This is a genomic window from Pseudomonas sp. RA_15y_Pfl2_54, from assembly GCF_963971015.1.
Taxonomy (GTDB): Bacteria; Pseudomonadota; Gammaproteobacteria; order Pseudomonadales; family Pseudomonadaceae; genus Aquipseudomonas; species Aquipseudomonas baetica_A.
In genome coordinates, this window is sequence record NZ_CAXAPN010000008.1 from 14,604 (window position 1) to 34,952 (window position 20,349).

A 20,349-nucleotide genomic window follows, 5' to 3' on the forward strand; every position below is an offset into this window, starting at 1 on the left:
AAACTGCGGCGGTTATGGAGCGTTGCACACCTTGACCGGTTGAGCACGCAGACTGAGCAACAAAGCGCCTAGCGCCAATACGATCAGCACCACACCGTAGCCATCGGTGGTCGCGAGCAATCCAAAGCGGCGCGCCAGGTAGCCGGCGAGCAACGCTGGCAGGCAGAACGCCAGATAACTCAGCGTGTAGTACGCCGACATCAACCCGGCGCGCTCATGAGCCAAGGCCTGTGGCACCAGACTGCGCACGGCGCCGAGGAACCCGGCGCCAAAGCCGCAGCCTGCCACCAGCGTGCCGAGGAAAAACAGCGACAGACTGGCGCTGTGCACGCCAAGCAGAATCAGCACCAGCCCCATCGGCAGCAGACTCGCGCCCAACTGCAAGGCTCGTTTGGCGCTGCGACTGCGCAGGGTGAAGATCATCAGTGCGCCAGTCACGGTCAATGCCGCCACGGTGGCGCCGCCGACCAGGTTGGAAGTGGAACCGGTGGCGGCGCGCACCAGCGACGGTGCCAGGGATGCGTAAAAACCACCGAGCGCCCAAGTCGCAGTGTTCAGCGGCAATACTCGCCATAACGTTGAACGTGCCTGAACGGGGACGTGCAAGGTTGGCCGCAATGACGCCCAAGCCCCGGCTTGCGGCGTTACGCTTTCCGGCAGACGCCAGACATACAGCGCCTGAAGCACAAACAGCGCGAACAGCAGCCAATACGTCAGTTGCAATGGTTCTGGGGCGAACTCGACCAACAAGCCACAGCCCATGCCGCCCAATGCCATGCCGAGCAGCGGTGCAACGCTGTTGATCAACGGCCCTTGCTGGCGGTCGGTGTCCAGCAACGTGGCACTCAATACGGCCGTGGCCATGCCCGTGGCAAACCCTTGAAGAACCCGCGCTGCAATCAACCCACTGACGCTGTCGGCATAAATGAACAGCAACATCGCCAACGCATTGAGCAGCACAGCAGTGAAGATCACTGGTTTGCGCCCCAGGTGATCGGAGAGCGAACCGACGGTTAATAACGCCGCCAGCAGACTCAGGGCATAGACACCAAAAATCAGGGTCAGCACCGCGGCCGAGAAATGCAACTGATCCTGATACAGGTGATACAACGGTGTCGGCGCAGTGGAAGCGGCGAGAAAACTGAGTAAGGTGATCGCCAGAAACCACAGGTTCGAGCGATGGGAAACAGGACTATTCATGAGCACACTCCGCAAAAGCTAATTTTTTGCTTTTGCGGAGTGTGCTACCGCTCAACGCTTAAAGCAAATTCTTTGTGTTAAGGTCTGCCGCATGGCTATTAAAGAAGGTTTACGCCCCGGCGGTCGCAGCGCCCGGGTGCAAGAGTCGATTCACTCGGCCGTTCGCGCTCTCCTGCAAGAGCAGGAGCGCTCGAGCGTGACCGTCCCGCAAATCGCGGCGCGTGCCGGCGTTACGCCATCGACGATTTATCGGCGCTGGGGGGATTTGGCAGCGTTGCTGGCCGACGTTGCCCTCGCCCGCATGCGCCCCGACAGCGCGCCGGCTGAAACCGGTAGCCTGCGCAGCGATATTCGCGCGTGGGCCGAGCAGTATCTCGATGAAATGAGTTCCGAACCTGGGCGCAACATGATGCGCGACGTGCAAGCGAGCGCCACGCCAGGCTATTGCGTGACGATTATCGGGGCGCAGTTACAGACCATCATCGAGCGCCATCCTGACGAGCCGGCACCGAGCGTTGATCGGCTGATCAATCTGGTGGTGTCGCCCGTGGTGTTTCGCATCCTGTTTTCGGCGTCGGCGCTTGAGGTGGAAGAGTTGCATCGGTTGATCGATATTGCGCTGAAACAGGACTGATGCTGTCGCTGGCTTGCCAGCGATGAAGCCAGCCCAGTCACCATGAAAACCACCCGGATCCCTACCCGCGACACCCCGCCACGCCACGACCTTGGTCGACACTGACTAACCGCCACACTCATGCGAGACTGTCCGCCCGGGCAGGAGTGCCGGGGAGTCTTCTGTCGGGAGTGTTGCATGTCGTTGTCCACCGGGCTGATCGCCGCCGTTGCCCTGGCCTATATGGCCATCATGTTCGCCATCGCCTTCTACGGCGACCGTCGCAGCACACCGTTGCCACCGCGAATGCGGGCCTGGGTGTACAGCCTGTCGCTGGCGGTTTACTGCACCAGTTGGACATTCTTCGGCGCGGTCGGCCAGGCCGCTGAACAATTGTGGGCATTCCTGCCGATTTACCTGGGGCCGATCCTTCTGTTAGTGGGCGCACCGTGGGTTCTGCAAAAAATGGTAATGATCAGCAAACAGGAGAACATCACCTCCATTGCTGACTTCATCGCGGCGCGCTACGGCAAATCACAATCGCTGGCGGTGGTCGTCGCGCTGATCTGTCTGGTTGGCGTCCTGCCCTATATCGCCCTGCAACTCAAAGGCATCGTCCTGGGCGTGAACCTGTTGATTGGCGCCGGCGTCGACGCCATGGGCACTCGCGGCCAGGACACGGCGCTGATCGTGTCACTGGTGCTGGCGCTGTTCACTATCGTCTTCGGCACCCGCAACCTCGACGCCACGGAACACCACCGTGGCATGGTGTTGGCCATTGCGTTCGAATCGCTGGTCAAGCTGTTCGCGTTTCTGGCCGTCGGTGCCTTCGTGACCTACGGCCTCTACGACGGTTTCGACGACCTGTTCAACCAGGCGATGCTCGCGCCGCGCCTTGAGCAATACTGGAAAGAGACCATTAACTGGCCTTCGATGGTGGTGCAGACCGGCGTGGCGATGATGGCGATCATCTGCCTGCCCCGGCAGTTCCACGTCACGGTGGTCGAGAACATTGATCCGCAGGATCTGCGCCTGGCCAAATGGGTCTTCCCGGCGTACCTCGCCTTGGCCGCGCTGTTTGTCGTCCCGATCGCCCTCGCCGGTCAGATGTTGCTACCCAGCGACGTGCTGCCCGACTCGTTCGTGATCAGCCTGCCACTGGCGCAGGCCCATCCGGCACTGGCGTTACTGGCATTTATCGGCGGCGCATCGGCAGCCACCGGCATGGTGATTGTCGCCAGTGTGGCGCTGTCGACCATGGTCTCCAACGACATGCTGTTGCCGTGGTTGCTGCGGCGCAAAAACGCCGAGCGCCCGTTCGAAGTGTTCCGTCAGTGGATGCTCTCGGTGCGCAGGGTCACCATCGTGGTGATCTTGCTGCTGGCTTACGTCAGCTATCGCTTGCTGGGCTCGACGGCGAGCCTGGCGACCATCGGCCAGATCGCTTTCGCCGCGGTCACCCAACTCGCTCCGGCCATGCTCGGCGCCTTGTACTGGAAACAGGCGAACCGCCGTGGCGTCTTTGCCGGCCTCGCCGCCGGCACGTTCCTGTGGTTTTACACGCTGGTTCTGCCCATTGCCGCCCACAGTCTGGGTTGGTCGCTGAGCAGTTTCCCGGGGTTGGCGTGGCTGCACGGCAACCCATTGAACCTGCCGATCTCGCCCCTGACTCAGGGCGTAGTGCTGTCACTGGCGGGTAACTTCACCCTGTTTGCGTGGGTCTCGGTGTTATCCCGCACACGGGTGTCGGAGCACTGGCAGGCCGGGCGTTTCATCGGCCAGGAAATCAGCGCCCGCCCGAGTGCGCGCTCGATGCTGGCGGTGCAAATTGACGACCTGCTGCAACTGGCGGCGCGGTTTGTCGGGGAGGAACGCGCACGGCAGAGCTTCATTCGTTTCGCTTACCGTCAGGGCAAAGGCTACAACCCGAACCAGAACGCTGACGGCGAATGGATCGCCCACACCGAGCGCTTGCTGGCCGGCGTACTCGGCGCGTCTTCGACGCGCGCGGTAGTAAAAGCCGCTATCGAAGGTCGGGAGATGCAACTGGAGGACGTCGTGCGTATCGCTGACGAAGCTTCCGAGGTCCTGCAATTCAATCGTGCGCTGCTGCAAGGTGCGATTGAAAACATCACCCAAGGCATCAGCGTGGTCGACCAGTCACTGAAACTGGTGGCCTGGAACCGTCGTTATCTGGAACTGTTCAACTACCCGGAAGGCTTGATCAGCGTCGGCCGGCCGATTGCCGACATCATTCGCTACAACGCCGAGCGCGGTTTGTGTGGCCCGGGTGAAGCGCAAGTGCATGTTGCCCGACGCCTGCACTGGATGCGCCAGGGCCGAGCGCACACCTCTGAACGCTTGTTCCCCAATGGTCGGGTGATCGAGTTGATCGGCAACCCGATGCCCGGCGGCGGTTTCGTCATGAGTTTCACCGACATCACCGCATTCCGCGAAGCCGAGCAGGCTCTGACCGAAGCCAATGAAGGATTGGAGCAACGGGTCAGCGAACGGACGCAGGAATTGTCGCAACTCAACGTCGCATTGACCGACGCAAAGGGCACCGCCGAGGCGGCAAACCAATCGAAAACCCGTTTCCTCGCCGCCGTCAGTCATGACCTGATGCAGCCATTGAACGCCGCACGGTTGTTCTCTGCCGCCCTCTCCCATCAGGACGACGGCTTGAGCAGCGAGGCGCAGAAACTGGTCCAGCACCTCGACAGTTCGTTGCGCTCGGCTGAAGACCTGATCAGTGATCTGCTGGATATTTCCCGTCTGGAAAACGGCAAGATCAATCCCGATCGCAAGCCGTTTGCCGTCAATGAACTGTTCGACACGCTGGGGGCGGAGTTCAAGGCGCTGGCCCAGGAACAAGGTTTGACGTTCCGCGTGCGCGGCAGTCAGTTGCGCATCGACAGCGACATCAAGTTACTGCGACGAATTTTGCAGAACTTCCTCACCAACGCTTACCGTTACGCAAAAGGCCCGGTTTTACTGGGTGTGCGGCGACGCGCCGGGGAATTGTGTCTGGAGGTCTGGGATCGCGGGCCTGGTATTCCGGAAGACAAGCAGCACGTTATTTTCGAGGAGTTCAAACGCCTTGACAGCCACCAGACGCGCGCCGAAAAAGGCCTCGGCCTTGGGTTGGCGATCGCCGACGGTTTGTGTCGCGTGCTCGGTCATACGCTGCGGGTGCGCTCTTGGCCGGGGCGCGGCAGTGTGTTCAGTGTCAGTGTGCCGTTGGCTCGCACGCAAACCACACCGGTGGGCGTCGTTGCCGAGATCAATGGCAAGTTGCCGAGCGGCGCGCAGGTGCTGTGCATCGACAACGAAGACAGCATTCTGATCGGCATGAACAGCTTGTTGAGCCGCTGGGGCTGCCAAGTGTGGACGGCGCGCAATCGTGAGGAATGCGCCGCGCTGCTCAGCGAGGGGGTGCGGCCGCAATTGGCGCTGGTCGACTATCACCTTGATCACGGCGACACCGGGACCGAGCTGATGGCGTGGTTGCGCACGACTCTGGGCGAGCCGGTACCGGGCGTGGTGATCAGCGCCGATGGGCGCCCCGAGATGGTCGCGCAGGTACACGCGGCGGGCCTGGATTATCTGGCCAAACCGGTGAAGCCGGCGGCGTTGCGGGCATTGCTGAGTCGGTATTTGCCGCTGTAAATCTCGGGTTTGCAGCGAAACGACTGATGCCTTCGCGAGCAAGCCCGCGCCCACCGGGTTGGGGTGCCCCTTGCAGGCGCGGGCTTGTGGTGATTATTCGGGTAGCTCGACCAGCCCATCGACATCCGTCATCGCCCGCTCGAGCAAATCTGCCGGCAAGCTCTTGCTGGCCCGCGCGCCCAGCAGCTTGAGCTGTTCACTGCGACTGACCAGATTGCCGCGCCCTTCTGTCAGTTTGTTACGCGCCGAACTGTAGGCTTTGTCCAATTGCTGCAGGCGATTGCCAACTTCGTCCAGATCCTGAATGAACAGCACGAACTTGTCGTACAGCCATCCGGCGCGCTCGGCGATTTCCCGGGCGTTCTGGCTCTGGCGTTCCTGCTTCCACAGGCTGTCGATCACCCGCAGAGTCGCCAGCAACGTGGTCGGGCTGACGATGACGATATTGCGGTCAAATGCGTCTTGAAACAGGCTGGGCTCAGCCTGCAATGCAGCGGAAAACGCCGCTTCGATCGGCACGAACAGCAAGACGAAATCCAGGCTGTGCAAGCCCTCCAGGCGCTTGTAATCCTTGCCGGCCAAGCCTTTGACGTGATTGCGCAGGGACAGCACATGTTGCTTGATTGCCACCTGCCCCAGCGTGTCGTCATCCGCCGCCACATATTGTTGATAGGCCGTGAGGCTGACCTTGGAGTCGACCACCACTTGCTTGTCGCCCGGCAGGTAAATGATCACGTCGGGCTGGAAGCGCTCACCGTCCGGGCCTTTGAGGTTGACCTGGGTCTGATATTCGCGGCCCTTTTCCAGACCTGCGTGTTCCAGCACGCGCTCAAGAATCAGCTCGCCCCAGTTACCTTGGGTTTTCTGGCCTTTCAGGGCGCGGGTCAGGTTGGTCGCCTCGTCGCTCAAACGCAGGTTGAGCGCTTGCAGACGCTCCAGCTCCTTGGCCAGCGAGAAACGCTCACGGGCCTCGGCCTGATAGCTTTCTTCCACGCGTTTTTCGAAGGATTGAATGCGTTCCTTCAGCGGATCGAGCAACTGGCCGAGACGCTGCTGGCTGGTTTCGGCGAAACGTTGTTCACGCTCATCGAAGATCTTGCCCGCCAGCTCGGCGAACTGCGCACGCAACTCATCGCGCGAGCCTTGCAGGTCGTTGAGGCGTTGTTGATGGCTTTCCTGCTGCTCACGCAGTTCGGCATTCAGCGAAGCCGCCTGAGCGTCGAGGCGGCGCAGTTCAGCCTCTTTGTTGGCACGCTCGATGTTCCAGGCATGGGAGGCGTCACGGGCGTCATCGCGCTCGATTTGCAGCAGTTCGACTTCGCGGCGCAGTGCCGCCAGATCGGCCTGTTTGGTCGCGTTGGCCTGGCCAAGGTCAGCGACTTCGTCGCGGCTGGCATCAAGCTGAGCGCTGAGCCCGTCCTGCGCCAATTGCGCCATGGCCAGCCGCTCTTCGAGCAAGGCCACCTCGGCTTGTCCGGTACTCGCCCGGCGTTGCAGTTGCCAGGCCAACGCCAACAATGGCAGCCCAGCGCCTGCGAGACCGAGCAATACGCTGGTCAAGTCCATAGCCATAGCGACTCCTGCCGATCCGATAAAGCCTGAAGGGTAACGAAGGTGTCAGAACTTGGACAGCTCAGTCTTCGATGAGGCCAAGTTCCTGTTGCGCACGACGGTCGCCGGCGCGGGCGGCCTGACGCAGCAGATCCTGACCAATGCGACGGTCCCGGGCATTACCGCACTCGCGGCACATCAACTGACCGAGACGACTTTGTGCGGCGACCACGCCTTCACGCGCCGGTTGCTTGAGCAGGCGGCCAGCCAAGTGTTTGGCGTTATGGCTGTCACTCAGGCGCGGACTGTCGAGCAACCATTCGGCCACACGCACGGAAAATCGCTTGGGAGAGGTAACACGGAGATGTTCTGAGGTAACAGCGTCTGGTACTGAGCGAAACTTCATAAAGCACTGTGGGACAGATCGGAAGGCGCGCCACTTTACTCTCTTTTTCTTACAGGTAAAGTCGAAAAACAACCCGGCACGCCCGTGCTAGAGCAAGCGCTCGGGACAATCCACAGAAGCTGTGGATAACTCAGTGGACAACCGCTCTCCAACCCTCGCAAAGCCTTGTGGAATGGGGCCCGCAGTCAAACTGACGATTTTTTCACCAACAAAAAAAAGCGATGTTTTTCATTGACTTAAACTTTCGATACAGGCAGCCACCGGAGTCAGGATTGATGTGACAGCGTCGTTACAGCTTGCGCAACTAATGTGCACAAGTGCCTGTTACCCGGTTATATCAATGCGCTTTTTCGGTTCGTTTTGGCACCCTGACTAACGAAAGAGGCCTCTGAGGCGCCGTTTCACGGATACGTCTTCGCCGACCGACGGTCGAGATGTGAGCCAATCCGGGGCGCCCCAGCGAGGTCGTTTCGCGAACTCCGCTCGCTACTGCAATCTTTTTCAACGCAGGGTTTGCTTTGTCCAATTCGATCCGTTAGTATCCGCGGCGTTAGTACCAAGCTGAAAGTCAATTCCGGTCGAACACATCCCCACGGTCAACCTTCTTCCAAGAAGCCACTACCGAAAAAAGCGGGATCGACCCCTCGATGGTTTCCAGGTAAATCTTGCGACAACACAGCCTTTGAATGAATGCAAAGGGTGTTGCGAAGGCCACTTACTCTGACCGAACCAACCTGCAAATTGATCAGGATCTTCACCCCGGGCCCAGAACCTTTGCCCTTGATGTGTTGCCTGCCCTCCTAAGTACCTACCTGCCAGCCCAAGCGCGCCAACTTAATAGCGCTTCAAACTGGCTGCTTTGTTCCAGTCGGGTTCTTCGTTCGACCAATGGTGGTCGACGTTACTGGAACGTTTTAACGTTGCACGGCTCTTATCCGTGTCATTTGTAGGAACACCTAATAACTATGTCTGCTCAAATTCATACTCAGGATGCCATTCGCACCCTAACCAACGCTTTTGCACCAATGAACTGCCTGATCATGGCCGCTCGCAAAGGCTGCTTCAGCTTCACCGTGGTCAATGAACACGGGATCGCCCGCCACAGCGAGCGTCTGTACCCCGATCAATACTCCAGCGCCGAACCGCTGCAGGCCGTGATCGATCGTACACGTCAGGCCCTGATTGCCTGAGAGCCGAAAAGGCTGCAAAAAGCAAAAGCCCTGCTTAAAACGCAGGGCTTTTTATTGCCTGATGTTTCACTTTTTACCCTCGACGCCTAAGCACTATCGGATATAACGGTTATAACTCACTGCCGGAAATATTTTAAAAACAGGCCTTTACGTCGCAAATATGACACTACACTTCAACTCAAGCGGCGTGATCCGCTTCCGGCGAGCCTGAGTCGATCCACCGCTGCCAAGGCCACCTTCAGGTATCGCCGCCCAATAACAAGATCCGAGGGCTTTATGGGTATCGCTGCCAGCGAACTGTGTCGCTACGTGATCCGTCCTACGCTGATTTATCTGGGACGCCATTGCGCAACCGCCGAATCCCTTTTGCTGGGCATTGCAGCCAGCCAGTCCGACCTCGGGTCCGCCCTGCATGACCGCCGAGGCCACGGCCTCTACCGCATCGCCGAGCATCGCCATCAGGCACTCTGGGATGACTATCTGGCGCTCGATCCGGAACGCGCCAGCCTGGTTCGCGGACTGGCCAGCCAGCATGCCTTTCTCAGCAGCCCGCACCTGGAATTGACCGTCAACCTGCGTTACGCCACGGCCATCGCCTGGCTGCTGGTGGAAGAACAAAACCCCACCCTTCCCGCCCCCAATGATCTGCTCGGCATGGCGCGGATCTGGCGTCAGACTTTTCAGCCCCAGGGTCGCCTGCGGGACTTCACTTATGCATGGCAAACCTGTGTTTCACCACTGAATCAGGTCGCTTGCTGACTGACCAGTTTTTCAAGATCGCCCATCATGTCGCCATTCTGGTCGGATTGTCCTACAAAACCGCTCTAACTCAACGCATACGGACTATAGCGCCGGAACGAAAATGTTGGTAATTTTCGCCCCGGTGATCACCAGGAGTTCTAATAATGAAAAAAGTAATGCTCAAAACCACCCTTAGCCTCGCCGTTGCCATGGCATCCACGCAGATTTTCGCCGCTGGCTTTGCCATCAACGAACACAGCATTAGCGGGATGGGGACGGGTTACGCCGGGCGATCTTCTTCTGCCGACGACGCAAGCACTGTTTATGGCAACCCTGCCGGCATGTCGCGCCTCAAGCGCGAACAAGTCACTGGCGGTGTTGCATTCCTCGATGCCAAGACCGATATCAGCGACGGTAGCTCCAGCCCTAACGGCGGCAGCAACAAAGGCGACATGGTGCCCTTCACCTCCGTACCTATGGGCTTCTACGTCAAACCGATCGATGAGCATTGGGCATTTGGTCTGGGGGTTTATGTACCGTTCGGCCTGATTACCGACTATGAAAAAGGGTTTGCCGGTCGTTACTTCGGCAGCAAGTCCGAAGTACAGGTCATCACCTTTCAGCCAACTGTCAGCTACGCCTTCAACGACAAGGTGTCGATCGGTTTCGGCCCGACCATCAACCGCATCGACGGCACGCTGGAATCCAACCTGTCGATCACTCAGGCCCTGCCGGATGGCAAGGTCAAGATCAAGGGCGACGACACCGCACTGGGCTACAACATCGGCGTGCTGGTACAAGCCACCGACACCACCCGACTGGGTCTGACGTATCACTCCAAAGTCGACTACAAGCTTGAAGGCAACACCAAGGTCAACTACGGCGCACTGGCGCTGGCCGGTCTTAGCGCCAGCCAGAAGTACGATGCTTCGCTGAAGATCACCACGCCTGAGTCCATCGACTTCTCGGTCACCCAAGCGATCAACGACCGCTGGAACGTCTATGCCGGTTCCACCTGGACCCGTTGGAGCCAACTGGAAAAAATCACCGTCAAGAACTCCGGCGTACAGCCTGCATTGGCCGGTCAGTTCGGTGAAATCACCGAAGACCAGAACTGGCACGACTCCTGGGCTTACGCCGTGGGCACGTCGTACCAGTTGAACAAGGAGTGGGTACTGCGTACCGGCCTGACGTTCGACCAGTCGCCGACCAACAACGTCGACCGTTCGCCACGCATTCCTACCGGCGACCGGACGATCTTCAGCATCGGCGCTGGCTGGAGCCCGACCGAAGACCTGACGATCGATGTCGCTTATTCGTACCTGAAGGAAGAGTCGGTCAAGATCCGCAACGAAAACGATCGCGGCCAGAACTACAACTCCAAGTATGAAAACTCGGCAAACGGTTTCGGTCTCGGCGCAACCTACCGCTTCTGATGCTGTCAGGCGAGGCTAACCCCTCGCCCACTAAAAAGCCCCGCCTCGGTTAAAGAGCGCGGGGCTTTTTCATTTAGATCAGGGTTTCAGCGGCTTTGAGGCAATGGCTTTCTCGATCGCGGCGAGAAACTGCGGATCATCCGGCTTGGTCAGGCTGGAGAAATTGGCGATCACTTTGCCCTGGCGATCCACCACGTATTTGTAGAAATTCCACTTCGGCGCACTGCTCTGCGCAGCCAACACCTGAAACATATGCGTGGCGTCATCACCCCGAACCTTCTGCGGCTCGGTCATGGCGAATGTCACGCCGTAGTTGGCATAGCAAACCTTGGCAGTCTCAGCGCTGTCCCTGGACTCCTGTTTGAAGTCGTTGGAGGGCACACCGAGCATTTCCAGACCTTGCGCCTTGTAGCGCTGATTGAGTGCCTCGAGGCCTTCGAACTGTGGCGCGAAACCACAGAAACTGGCGGTGTTGATCACCACCAGCGGTTTGTCGGCGTACTGCTTGCACAGATCAATGGAATCCTTGGCACGCAATTTCGGCAATGAGCCTTGCAACAATTCCGGACAGTCAGCGGCCTGGGCCGGGCCAGTCAACGCCATCAGCAACGCGGGAACCGCACACCAGCGCATCAGCATTTCGAGCCTCCTTGAGCAGTCGTCAGAGGTCGACGTTACTCGCCACGCCTGCTTCTAGCAAATACTCGTGCCCAACTGCATCAAAGCCAGGCCGCCCTGATGCCAGCCCCACCACACCAGCGCCAGCAAGGCGACGCCGAGCGCGGTGAGGGCAATTCGTGACCACAAACGACTCATGCAGCGCCCGCACTGGTTTGCAGGCGTGCGACAGGACGCTCGTGCACCGGCCAGTTCAACGCCGCCGCCAACAGGCTCAGAAGTATCGCCACTTGCCAGATCAAGTCATAACTCCCGGTACGGTCATACACCACCCCGCCCAGCCAGCCACCGAGGAACGCACCAAGCTGATGGAACAGAAACACGATGCCACCAAGCATGGACAGGTTTCGCACGCCGAACAAGGTCGCTACCGTACCGTTGGTCAACGGCACCGTCGACAGCCACAGAAACCCCATGGCCATGCCAAACACATACGCCGATGTCGTTGTCACCGGCAGCCACAGGAACAACGCGATCACCACCGCTCGCAGCAAATACAACGCTGTCAGCAACCGTGGTTTGGACATGCGGCCACCGAGCCAACCGGCGGTGTAGGTGCCGAAGATATTGAACAGTCCGATCAGCGCCAGCACCGTGGTGCCAACCGTGGCCGGCAAGTGCTGATCAACCAGATAGGCCGGTAGATGCACGCCGATAAACACCACCTGAAAACCACAGACGAAAAAGCCGAAGGCCAACAGCCAGAATCCGGAGTGCGAACAGGCTTCACGCAGGGCTTGCGAGAGTGTCTGTTCATGACCGAGTACTGGGAGCGGGTTGTCTTTGAGCATGCTCACCAGCGGCACAATAAGCGCCACCAACAGACCCAACACCAGCAGCGCAGCCGACCAACCGAGCCAGCCGATCAGACCCAGCGTGCCTGGCAACATGGCGAACTGGCCGAAGGAGCCGGCAGCGCTGGCAATGCCCATGCCCATGCTGCGTTTCTGCGGGGGCACCGCGCGACCGACGACGCCCAGGATCACCGAGAACGAGGTGCCAGAAAGGCCAATGCCAATCAACAGGCCCGCACTCAGGGACAACGTCAACGCCGAATCCGACAGGGCCATGCACACCAGCCCCGCGGCGTAGAGCACGCCACCGATCAGCACCACTTTCGCCGCGCCGAAGCGGTCCGCCAGTGCGCCGGTGAACGGCTGGGCGAGCCCCCAAATCAGGTTCTGCAAGGCGATGGCAAAGGCGAACACCTCACGCCCCCAGCCAAACTGCGCACTCATCGGCGACAGGAACAAGCCAAAACCGTGTCTTATGCCCAATGACAACGCCAAAATCAGCGCACTCCCCAGCAACACCCAACCGCACGTACGCCACATCGATGTCATTGTTGTTCTCCATTCGCGGGTATATACCCGCTTGAGCCCGAAAAAACCGGCGCTACGCCAGTTCGTCGAGCAATCTGAGCAAGGTTTCACGCTTCTCGGCGCCCAAACGATCAATCAATCGCTGCTGCGCCGCTTCCCAGGCTGGCAATGCCGCTGCCAGTCGCTGTATACCTGCCTCGGTGAGCCGGACGATGCGGTTACGCATGTCCTCGCCTTCGGCCAGCGCGACCAATCCCTCGCCCTCCAGCACGCGAACATTGCGCCCCAGGGTGCTGCGGTCCAGGCCCATGGCTTCGGCCAGTTCCGAGATGCTCGGTTGTTCCAGACGCTGCAGATTGCACAGCAAAGAATACTGGGCAACGTTGATCCCGAAGCCGTCGAGAGCGCCGTCGTAATGCCTGCTGACGCCACGCGCGGCGCGACGCAGGTTGGTGCACAAACACTGAGAAGGAAGCATGGTGCGTGTATATACCCGTGACTGTGTTAAATCAAGTTACACATCAGTTTATCAATACGGTTTGTGGCGCGTGATAAGCCAGCCATCCGTCAGACCAAGACCACCCCCACCAACACCGCCATCTCCAGCAATTCAAGCAACGCCCCCGCCGTATCCCCGGTCGTCCCGCCCAGCCGTCGCATCATCACTTGCCGCAGCCAGAAAAACACAACGAGCGCTACAACCAAAGCAACCATCGCTTTGAATCCGGCGATCAGCAAACACGCCGCCGCGCTCAACCCCAGCACCCGCCACCCCGTCTTGCGCGGCAGATGATCGGCCAGCGCTTGCCCCAAGCCACCGGCGCGCACATAGGGGGTGGTCAGAAACAGCCCGAGCAACGCCGCCCGCCCAAGCAACGGCGCGATGATCAACGCCATCGCTTGCTGCTGCTCAATCAGCGCCAGCAAAGCCGCGAATTTCAGCAGCAACACCAGCACCAGCGTCACCACAGCGATCGGCCCGCTGCGCGGGTCTTTCATGATCGTTAACGTACGTTCGCGATCACCAAAGCCACCCAACCAGGCATCGGCACTGTCGGCCAGACCATCAAGGTGCAACGCACCGCTGAGCAACACCCAAACCGTTAACAACAGCGCCGCGTGCAGCAGCAACGGTGCACCCGCCAGCGCCAGGTTCAGCGCCCAAAGGATCACGCCGAACAGCAACCCCACCAGCGGATAAAACAACAGCGAACGCCCAAGCTGTTCCGGCTCAGGCATGCCCGGCAAACGAATCGGCAGGCTGCTGAGAAATTGCAGGGCGATCCACAGCGCCAGCATGTCAGTGACCTTCCTTGAGCAAACCGTCAACCTCGACCGTCAGCGAGAAGAGCGCGCCGTGACCGACTTCAACATTGAGCAACTGTTCACGCGGCAATCCTCGCGCCTGCGCCAGCAACAGGCGCATCACGCCGCCATGGCTGATCAGCAGCACCCGCTCACCCGCATACGCCGCTTGCAGCCGCGCCACCGCCGCCAATACCCGCGCAGAAAAATCACTGACCGGCTCGCCCTGCGGTGGCGTAAACCCATACGGGTCAGCCCAGAACAGCCCTAGCGCCTCGGCATCCGTCTCCATCAGCGCCGCCGCGCTCTGCCCTTCCCAAGCGCCGAAATGCAGTTCTTGCAGATCTTTGTCCAGTTGCACCGGCAGATTCAGTTGTTCACCGAGTTCAGCGGCAAACCGCGCGCACCGCTGCAATGGCGAGCTGACCAAACGATCCCACGGCCCGCCCGCGACGACAGCCGCACGCATCTGCGCCCAGCCCTTTTCGGTGAGCGCGTCATCGAGACTGCCGCGCAAGCCACCACCGAGTTCGGTCTCACCGTGTCGCAGTAAATCCAGACGCAACGTCATGCCGGACGATCCGCCACCGCCGCCTCAGCGAACGTCGCCATCTGTGCATGCAGGTCGCAGGCCAGACGCAGCAGTGGCACCGCCAGCGCGGCGCCACTGCCCTCGCCAAGACGCAGGCCGAGTTCCAGCAACGGTTCGGCGCTCAGGGTTTCCAGCACATGCCGATGGCCCGGCTCAGCACCGCGATGTCCGAACAGCAACCACTCACGGCAAGCCGGATTCAAGCGCACCGCGACGAGCGCGGCGACGGTGCAGATAAAGCCGTCGACCAGCACGGCTACGCCTTCCTGCGCACAGGCCAGATACGCGCCGACCAGCGCGGCAATCTCGAACCCCCCAAGGTTGAACAGTGTCTGCAACGCGTCACCACGCTGCGCGGCGTGCAACGCCAATGCGCGCTCGATCACTTGCGCTTTATGGCTGACACCTTCGGCATTCAAACCGGTGCCGGGGCCGGTCAGGTGCGCCACCGGGCAATCGAGCAAAGCACAGGCGAGCGCACTGGCAGCGGTGGTATTACCGATGCCCATTTCGCCACCGATGAACAACTGCGTACCCGCCGCTTTGGCGCGCAACACGCTGTCGCGACCGGCCAGCAACGCGAGTTCGCCTTGCGATTGAGTCATCGCCGAACCCTGAACGAAATTCGCCGTGCCTGCGCCGATATTCAAGTGACGCACTCCCGGCAGATTCAGCGTCGGCGTTACCGTGCCCAGGTCCACCACTTCCAGTTGTGCACCGAGCGTGCGTGCCAGCACGCTGATCGCCGCGCCGCCGCTGACGAAGTTGAGCAGCATCTGCCCGGTCACTTCCTGCGCAAATGCCGACACACCTTCAGCCACAACACCGTGATCACCGGCAAAAATCGCAATCCAGACCTGTTCAAGCGTCGGCTTCACCTGCCCTTGCAGACCGGCCAACTGCACCGCCACCGACTCGAGCCGCCCCAGAGAGCCGGCTGGTTTGGTCAATTGCTGTTGCCGTGCTGCCGCTTGTTCAACGATATCGGCGTTCACCGGTTTGCACGGGTTCAACCACCAGGCTTGGGTCATAAGGCAGGTCCTTTCAGGGTCAGGGGCAGGCCGGCGACGGTCAGGACGACACGCTGACAGCGCTCAGCCAGAGCTTGATGCAGCCAACCGGCTTCATCGACGTAGCGGCGAGTCAATTCGCCCAGCGGCACGACACCCATTCCGGTCTCGTTGCTGACAAAAATGATTTCACCCGGCAAGGACGCCAGGCATTCGAGCAGGGCGTCGCGTTCAGCGACGAGACGCTCAACGTCATCGAGCATCAACAGGTTGGTCAGCCACAGGGTCAGGCAATCGACCAGCAGGCAACGCTCGGCATTGGCGTTTTCGCGCAGGACGCGGGCCAGTTCCAGCGGTTCTTCGATGAGCGCCCATTGGGCAGGACGACGAGCGCGATGATGAGCGACGCGGTCATTCATTTCGCCGTCCAGCGGCTGGCTGGTGGCGATGTAGGTGACTGACAGGTTGCTGTCGGTGGCGAGCGTTTCCGCCAGGCGACTTTTGCCGGAGCGGGCGCCGCCGAGGATCAATTGGAGCATGGGAACATCCTGAAAATTATGCATTGAGGCCACCGGCCTCTACGCGAGCAAGCCCGCTCCCACAGAGACCGCGGTAGCCGAAACACCCTAGACCCCACAGAGCTGACGCAACAAATCGGTATCCAGATGCTTCTCCACCAGATCCGCCAACCGTTCGATATCGCGCTCGCGCAACCCGTGATAATCCACGTCCTGCACATCGCTCAGCCCCGCCCAGCGCAGCAACGCCGCACTGGCCGCCGGCGATTCGAACACGCCATGCAGATACGTACCGAACACCTGCCCATCAACACTCTGCGCGCCATCGCAACGACCGTCATCGAGCCGCACCGCTGCGTTTTCCAGTGCAGGGCCAGTGGTCACGCCAGCATGAATCTCATAACCGCTGACTTCGGCTTCTTCCAACGCCAAGCGCCCACGCACATTGCGCAGTTGCTTCTCGGCTTCAAGCTGCGTTGCAAACGCCAGCAAACCGAGCCCGGCACTGGAACCGGGCGCCCCTTCAAGCCCCAGCGGATCATGCACCTGCTCGCCCAGCATTTGCAGGCCGCCGCAAATCCCCAGCAGCTTGCCGCCATAGCGCAAGTGACGGTTGATCGCCGTGTCCCAGCCGTTGGCGCGCAGATAGGCCAGATCACTGCGCACGCTTTTCGAGCCCGGCAAGATGATCAGGTCCGCTGCCGGAATCGCCTGCCCCGGCCCCACAAATTGCAGATCAACCTGTGGATGCAAACGCAGCGGATCGAAATCGGTGTGGTTGCTGATGCGCGGCAGCACCGGCACCACCACTTTGAGCACTTGATCGGCCTTGTCGGTCTGGCGCTGGTCGATGCCGTCTTCCGCCTCCAGATGCAGATCCATCACATACGGCAACACGCCGACCACCGGTTTGCCGGTGCGCTGCTCAAGCCAGTCGAGGCCTGGTTGCAGCAAGGCGATGTCACCGCGAAAACGGTTGATGATGAAGCCTTTTACCCGCGCCTGCTCGCTCGGCGACAGCAACTCCAGCGTGCCAACCAAATGAGCAAAAACACCACCGCGATTGATGTCGGCAATCAGCAGCACCGGGCAATCGACCGCCTCGGCGAACCCCATGTTGGCGATGTCGCCAGCGCGCAGGTTGATCTCCGCCGGCGAGCCTGCGCCCTCGACCATAACCAACGGGTACGCCGCGCTCAATCGTTCGTGCGAGGCCAGCACAGCCTTCATGGCGATGGCTTTGTAGTCGTGATAGGCCACGGCGTTCATGCTGGTGACGGCGCGCCCATGAATGATCACTTGCGCGCCGGTGTCGCTATTGGGTTTGAGCAGTACCGGGTTCATGTCGGTGTGCGGCTCAAGAAACGCCGCTTGTGCCTGCACAGCCTGCGCCCTGCCGATTTCGCCGCCGTCAGCGGTCACCGCGCTGTTGAGCGCCATGTTCTGCGGTTTGAACGGCACGACGGCGACACCCTGACGGGTCGCCCAGCGGCACAGCGCCGTCACCAACGTACTTTTGCCCGCGTCGGAGGTGGTGCCCTGCACCATCAGGGTTGTCATTTCAATTCCTTGGTAAAGGCCTGCAGCGCCTGTTCGAGACGCGCTTGCTCAGCCGCGTCGGCAGGCAAGCCGAAACGCAGGCTGCTGTTGTGGGTGAAGAGGCGCAGAAGGATGCCGCGACGGGCCATGAATTCGTATAGCGCGGCGGCATGCTCAGTGATCAGCCACTGGAACAAGGCGCAACCGCCGTGGGGTTTGAAGCCGTAACGCTCCAGCACAAGGGCAAGCCTTTCACTCGCCTCGTCACTGCGAATGCGTTGCCGGGTGTGACCTTCAGTATCGCGCAGACAGGCCCGACCCAACACCCGCGTCGGCCCGCTTACAGCCCACGGCCCGACTTGCTCGGCGAGCAATTTAAGCAACTTGCGCTCGGCGAGGACAAAACCCAGTCGCACCCCGGCCAGACCAAAAAACTTGCCGAATGAACGCAACACAATCAAACCGACCTGATGGGTATGTGCAGCCAGGCTCAACTGCGGGGTGTTGTCCATGAACGCTTCGTCGACCACCAGCCAACCACCGCGCTGGGCCAGCCGTGCATGCCAGTCGAGCAGCCGCGCCGGGCTCAGACTCAGGCCGGTGGGGTTGTTCGGATTGACCACCACCAGCACGTCAAGGTTGTCGATAAAGAAGTCGACTTCCTGTTCGAGCATTTCACGCACGATGTAGCCGCTGCGGCGCCAGGCTTCGGCGTGCTCGGCATAACACGGCGACAACACACCGACTTTGCCAGCCCGACGCAAGCGCGGCAGCAACTGGATGGCCATCTGCGAACCGGCCACCGGCAACACCTGCGAAGCGCCGTAATAATCGCACGCGGCTTGTTCCAGACCGTCGTCGGTCTCCGGCAATCGCGCCCAGGCTCGCAGCGGTATGTCGGGGATCGGAAACGGCCACGGCGCCAGACCACTGGACAGGTCGAGCCAGTCGGCTTCGGCAATACCGTAATCGAGAGCAGCCTTGCGCAGCCGGCCACCGTGCTCAAGCATAGAATTCAGCCCCCACGCAGAGAATCAGCAGCCATAACCATACGCCGCGCTGAACCAATTGCCAGCCACGGTCGATGGAATCGGCATCGGCCTGAACGCCTTCGCCCAGTTGCGGACGCTCATGCAGTTCGCCGTGGTAAATCGCCGGACCACCCAGTTCCACGCCGAGCGCACCGGCTCCCGCCGCCATCACCGGGCCGGCGTTGGGGCTGTCCCATTTCGGCGCCTGGGTGCGCCAGCATTTCAACGCCAGCCGGGTTTTACCGAGCAGTGCGTAGGTCAACGCCACCAGGCGTGCAGGAACGTAGTTGAGTACGTCGTCGATTTTGGCCGCGCACCAGCCAAAACGCTCGAAACGTTCGTTGCGATAGCCCCACATCGCATCGAGCGTATTACTCAAACGGTAGAGGACAACGCCCGGCGCACCCGCCACAGCAAACCAGAACAGCGCGGCGAACACCGCATCGCTGCCGTTCTCCAGTACTGACTCGGTGGCCGCGCGGGCGACGGCGGTGCTGTCCAGTTCATGGGTCTGGCGGCTGACCAGATAACCGACACGCTTACGCGCCTCTTCCAGATCATCGGCGCGCAACGCCTGGGCCACCGGCTCGACGTGTTCGCCGAGGCTGCGCATGCCAAGGGCGCAATACAACGCAAGGATCTCGACAACCCAGCCCACATACGGCGCCCAGGACAATGCAGTGGCCAGCAAGGTCAGCGGCAGCACCGCGATCACCCACGCGGTCACGCCGTGGCTTCGCCAGCCCCGGCCACCGGCGTTGAACCGTTGCTCGATGCGCCCGGCAAAATTGCCGAACGCTACCAGCGGATGCCAGCGTTTCGGTTCACCCAGCAGCGCATCCAGCGCGACCGCGGCGACACTCAACAACGCCACACTCATTGACTCACTCCCCAATAATTTTCATACAGCAACTCATTGAGCGGACGCGCCTGCGCCCACCCTTCGAGTACCAGCATCGGCGCCGGATAGAATTCCTTAACCGGGCCCAGACACAAAACGGCCAAAGGCTTGGCCCCGGCCGGCAGTTTCAGCAGATCGGCGAGCGCTTGCGGCTCGAACAACGAGACCCAGCCCATGCCCAATCCTTCGGCACGGGACGCCAGCCACAGATTCTGAATCGCACAGGACAACGAAGCCATGTCCATTTCCGGCAGCGTGCGGCGCCCGAAAATGTGTTTCTCGCGATCATCCATCAGCGCCGCGACCAGCACTTCGGCGCAGTCGTTGATGCCTTCGACCTTGAGCTTCATGAACTCGTCACTGCGCTCACCGAGGGCCTCGGCGGTGCGGATGCGTTCTTCTTCTACGAGATTGCGGATCTGCCCGCGCAGAGCACGATCGCTGACGCGGATGAAACGCCAAGGCTGCATCAAGCCGACACTTGGTGCTTGATGTGCGGCGTCCAATAAACGGCGCAGCAACTCGGGCTCGACGGCGCCGCCAGTGAAGTGGCGCATGTCGCGGCGTTCGGCGATGGCTTTGTAGACCGCTGCGCGTTCGGTTTCGGAAAATGCGTTGTCCGTCACGGCCTCTTCGCGAGCAAGCTC

At 60.6% G+C, this 20,349-nt stretch carries 20 protein-coding genes; 5 read left to right on the top strand and 15 right to left on the bottom strand.

Annotated elements, in window-relative coordinates; all coding sequences use genetic code 11:
* Positions 1–12: 12 nt before the first annotated feature.
* Complete coding sequence (locus tag AACY50_RS07860; protein WP_339538423.1) at positions 13–1,200, bottom strand: MFS transporter; 1,188 nt, start codon at positions 1,198–1,200, stop codon at positions 13–15.
* A gap of 91 nt (positions 1,201–1,291) precedes the next feature.
* Here AACY50_RS07860 and AACY50_RS07865 point away from each other — a divergent pair, with 91 nt between their 5' ends.
* The gene (locus AACY50_RS07865) at positions 1,292–1,834 is read left to right on the top strand and encodes a TetR/AcrR family transcriptional regulator (RefSeq protein WP_339433683.1); all 543 of its coding nucleotides are present in this window, start codon (positions 1,292–1,294) and stop codon (positions 1,832–1,834) included.
* A 177-nt stretch (positions 1,835–2,011) separates the two neighbouring features.
* On the top strand, positions 2,012–5,482 hold the full coding sequence (locus AACY50_RS07870) for a hybrid sensor histidine kinase/response regulator (protein WP_339433684.1): 3,471 nt from the start codon (positions 2,012–2,014) through the stop codon (positions 5,480–5,482).
* Between the two features lie 93 nt (positions 5,483–5,575).
* On the opposite strand, the gene rmuC is transcribed toward AACY50_RS07870, so the two are convergent.
* Positions 5,576–6,940, bottom strand: a complete 1,365-nt coding sequence (gene rmuC / locus AACY50_RS07875) for a DNA recombination protein RmuC (protein WP_339433723.1) — start codon at positions 6,938–6,940, stop codon at positions 5,576–5,578.
* A gap of 175 nt (positions 6,941–7,115) precedes the next feature.
* On the bottom strand, positions 7,116–7,439 hold the full coding sequence (locus AACY50_RS07880) for a sel1 repeat family protein (protein WP_339433685.1): 324 nt from the start codon (positions 7,437–7,439) through the stop codon (positions 7,116–7,118).
* A gap of 965 nt (positions 7,440–8,404) precedes the next feature.
* On the opposite strand from AACY50_RS07880, the gene AACY50_RS07885 reads away from it, so the two are divergent.
* The 3 genes from AACY50_RS07885 to AACY50_RS07895 all read left to right on the top strand — a co-directional run bounded on the left by AACY50_RS07885 (position 8,405) and on the right by AACY50_RS07895 (position 10,806).
* On the top strand, positions 8,405–8,629 hold the full coding sequence (locus tag AACY50_RS07885; RefSeq protein WP_221732211.1) for a hypothetical protein: 225 nt from the start codon (positions 8,405–8,407) through the stop codon (positions 8,627–8,629).
* 276 nt (positions 8,630–8,905) lie between these two features.
* Positions 8,906–9,388: a hypothetical protein gene (locus tag AACY50_RS07890; RefSeq protein ID WP_221732210.1), complete on the top strand. Its 483-nt coding sequence runs from the start codon at positions 8,906–8,908 to the stop codon at positions 9,386–9,388.
* Between the two features lie 146 nt (positions 9,389–9,534).
* Complete coding sequence (locus AACY50_RS07895) at positions 9,535–10,806, top strand: OmpP1/FadL family transporter (RefSeq protein WP_339494958.1); 1,272 nt, start codon at positions 9,535–9,537, stop codon at positions 10,804–10,806.
* 78 nt (positions 10,807–10,884) lie between these two features.
* Here AACY50_RS07895 and AACY50_RS07900 read toward each other — a convergent pair whose 3' ends face one another.
* The 12 genes from AACY50_RS07900 to bluB form a co-directional block, all read right to left on the bottom strand.
* The gene (locus tag AACY50_RS07900; RefSeq protein ID WP_339538425.1) at positions 10,885–11,445 is read right to left on the bottom strand and encodes a glutathione peroxidase; all 561 of its coding nucleotides are present in this window, start codon (positions 11,443–11,445) and stop codon (positions 10,885–10,887) included.
* Positions 11,446–11,499: 54 nt separating this feature from the next.
* Entirely contained in the window at positions 11,500–11,622 is a 123-nt protein-coding gene (locus tag AACY50_RS07905; RefSeq protein ID WP_339433688.1) for a hypothetical protein, read from the bottom strand.
* Positions 11,619–12,827, bottom strand: a complete 1,209-nt coding sequence (locus tag AACY50_RS07910) for an MFS transporter (protein WP_339538426.1) — start codon at positions 12,825–12,827, stop codon at positions 11,619–11,621. Before AACY50_RS07910 ends, AACY50_RS07905 begins: the two co-directional genes overlap by 4 nt.
* Positions 12,828–12,879: 52 nt before the next feature.
* The gene (locus AACY50_RS07915) at positions 12,880–13,284 is read right to left on the bottom strand and encodes a MarR family winged helix-turn-helix transcriptional regulator (RefSeq protein WP_339433690.1); all 405 of its coding nucleotides are present in this window, start codon (positions 13,282–13,284) and stop codon (positions 12,880–12,882) included.
* An 89-nt stretch (positions 13,285–13,373) separates the two neighbouring features.
* Entirely contained in the window at positions 13,374–14,105 is a 732-nt protein-coding gene (locus AACY50_RS07920; RefSeq protein WP_339433691.1) for an adenosylcobinamide-GDP ribazoletransferase, read from the bottom strand.
* Between the two features lies 1 nt (position 14,106).
* Positions 14,107–14,682 carry an alpha-ribazole phosphatase family protein gene (gene cobC, locus AACY50_RS07925; RefSeq protein WP_339466651.1) on the bottom strand — a complete coding sequence of 192 codons (576 nt, stop codon included), beginning with the start codon at positions 14,680–14,682 and terminating at the stop codon, positions 14,107–14,109.
* Positions 14,679–15,734, bottom strand: a complete 1,056-nt coding sequence (gene cobT, locus AACY50_RS07930) for a nicotinate-nucleotide--dimethylbenzimidazole phosphoribosyltransferase (protein ID WP_339494956.1) — start codon at positions 15,732–15,734, stop codon at positions 14,679–14,681. The genes cobC and cobT overlap by 4 nt, the downstream gene beginning before the upstream one ends.
* Positions 15,731–16,252 (bottom strand): bifunctional adenosylcobinamide kinase/adenosylcobinamide-phosphate guanylyltransferase, encoded by a 522-nt coding sequence (gene cobU, locus AACY50_RS07935; protein WP_339433694.1) that lies wholly within the window; start codon positions 16,250–16,252, stop codon positions 15,731–15,733. The genes cobT and cobU overlap by 4 nt, the downstream gene beginning before the upstream one ends.
* Positions 16,253–16,339: 87 nt before the next feature.
* On the bottom strand, positions 16,340–17,791 hold the full coding sequence (locus AACY50_RS07940; RefSeq protein ID WP_339538427.1) for a cobyric acid synthase: 1,452 nt from the start codon (positions 17,789–17,791) through the stop codon (positions 16,340–16,342).
* The gene (cobD, locus tag AACY50_RS07945) at positions 17,788–18,780 is read right to left on the bottom strand and encodes a threonine-phosphate decarboxylase CobD (protein WP_339433696.1); all 993 of its coding nucleotides are present in this window, start codon (positions 18,778–18,780) and stop codon (positions 17,788–17,790) included. Before cobD ends, AACY50_RS07940 begins: the two co-directional genes overlap by 4 nt.
* Positions 18,773–19,681, bottom strand: a complete 909-nt coding sequence (gene cbiB, locus AACY50_RS07950; RefSeq protein WP_339466656.1) for an adenosylcobinamide-phosphate synthase CbiB — start codon at positions 19,679–19,681, stop codon at positions 18,773–18,775. The genes cobD and cbiB overlap by 8 nt, the downstream gene beginning before the upstream one ends.
* A complete protein-coding gene (gene bluB, locus AACY50_RS07955; protein WP_339538449.1) occupies positions 19,678–20,328 on the bottom strand; it encodes a 5,6-dimethylbenzimidazole synthase in 651 nt (216 codons plus the stop codon). The genes cbiB and bluB overlap by 4 nt, the downstream gene beginning before the upstream one ends.
* Positions 20,329–20,349 lie beyond the last annotated feature (21 nt).

Bases quoted from the DNA above. Each gene is read 5' to 3' on its own strand.
- AACY50_RS07860 (WP_339538423.1), bottom strand. From the start codon at position 1,200: ATGAATAGTCCTGTTTCCCATCGCTCGAACCTGTGGTTTCTGGCGATC.
- AACY50_RS07865 (WP_339433683.1), top strand. From the start codon at position 1,292: ATGGCTATTAAAGAAGGTTTACGCCCCGGCGGTCGCAGCGCCCGGGTG.
- AACY50_RS07870 (WP_339433684.1), top strand. From the start codon at position 2,012: ATGTCGTTGTCCACCGGGCTGATCGCCGCCGTTGCCCTGGCCTATATG.
- AACY50_RS07880 (WP_339433685.1), bottom strand. From the start codon at position 7,439: ATGAAGTTTCGCTCAGTACCAGACGCTGTTACCTCAGAACATCTCCGT.
- AACY50_RS07885 (WP_221732211.1), top strand. From the start codon at position 8,405: ATGTCTGCTCAAATTCATACTCAGGATGCCATTCGCACCCTAACCAAC.
- AACY50_RS07890 (WP_221732210.1), top strand. From the start codon at position 8,906: ATGGGTATCGCTGCCAGCGAACTGTGTCGCTACGTGATCCGTCCTACG.
- AACY50_RS07895 (WP_339494958.1), top strand. From the start codon at position 9,535: ATGAAAAAAGTAATGCTCAAAACCACCCTTAGCCTCGCCGTTGCCATG.
- AACY50_RS07900 (WP_339538425.1), bottom strand. From the start codon at position 11,445: ATGCTGATGCGCTGGTGTGCGGTTCCCGCGTTGCTGATGGCGTTGACT.
- AACY50_RS07905 (WP_339433688.1), bottom strand. From the start codon at position 11,622: ATGAGTCGTTTGTGGTCACGAATTGCCCTCACCGCGCTCGGCGTCGCC.
- AACY50_RS07910 (WP_339538426.1), bottom strand. From the start codon at position 12,827: ATGACATCGATGTGGCGTACGTGCGGTTGGGTGTTGCTGGGGAGTGCG.
- AACY50_RS07915 (WP_339433690.1), bottom strand. From the start codon at position 13,284: ATGCTTCCTTCTCAGTGTTTGTGCACCAACCTGCGTCGCGCCGCGCGT.
- AACY50_RS07920 (WP_339433691.1), bottom strand. From the start codon at position 14,105: ATGCTGGCGCTGTGGATCGCCCTGCAATTTCTCAGCAGCCTGCCGATT.
- cobC (WP_339466651.1), bottom strand. From the start codon at position 14,682: ATGACGTTGCGTCTGGATTTACTGCGACACGGTGAGACCGAACTCGGT.
- cobT (WP_339494956.1), bottom strand. From the start codon at position 15,734: ATGACCCAAGCCTGGTGGTTGAACCCGTGCAAACCGGTGAACGCCGAT.
- cobU (WP_339433694.1), bottom strand. From the start codon at position 16,252: ATGCTCCAATTGATCCTCGGCGGCGCCCGCTCCGGCAAAAGTCGCCTG.
- AACY50_RS07940 (WP_339538427.1), bottom strand. From the start codon at position 17,791: ATGACAACCCTGATGGTGCAGGGCACCACCTCCGACGCGGGCAAAAGT.
- cobD (WP_339433696.1), bottom strand. From the start codon at position 18,780: ATGCTTGAGCACGGTGGCCGGCTGCGCAAGGCTGCTCTCGATTACGGT.
- cbiB (WP_339466656.1), bottom strand. From the start codon at position 19,681: ATGAGTGTGGCGTTGTTGAGTGTCGCCGCGGTCGCGCTGGATGCGCTG.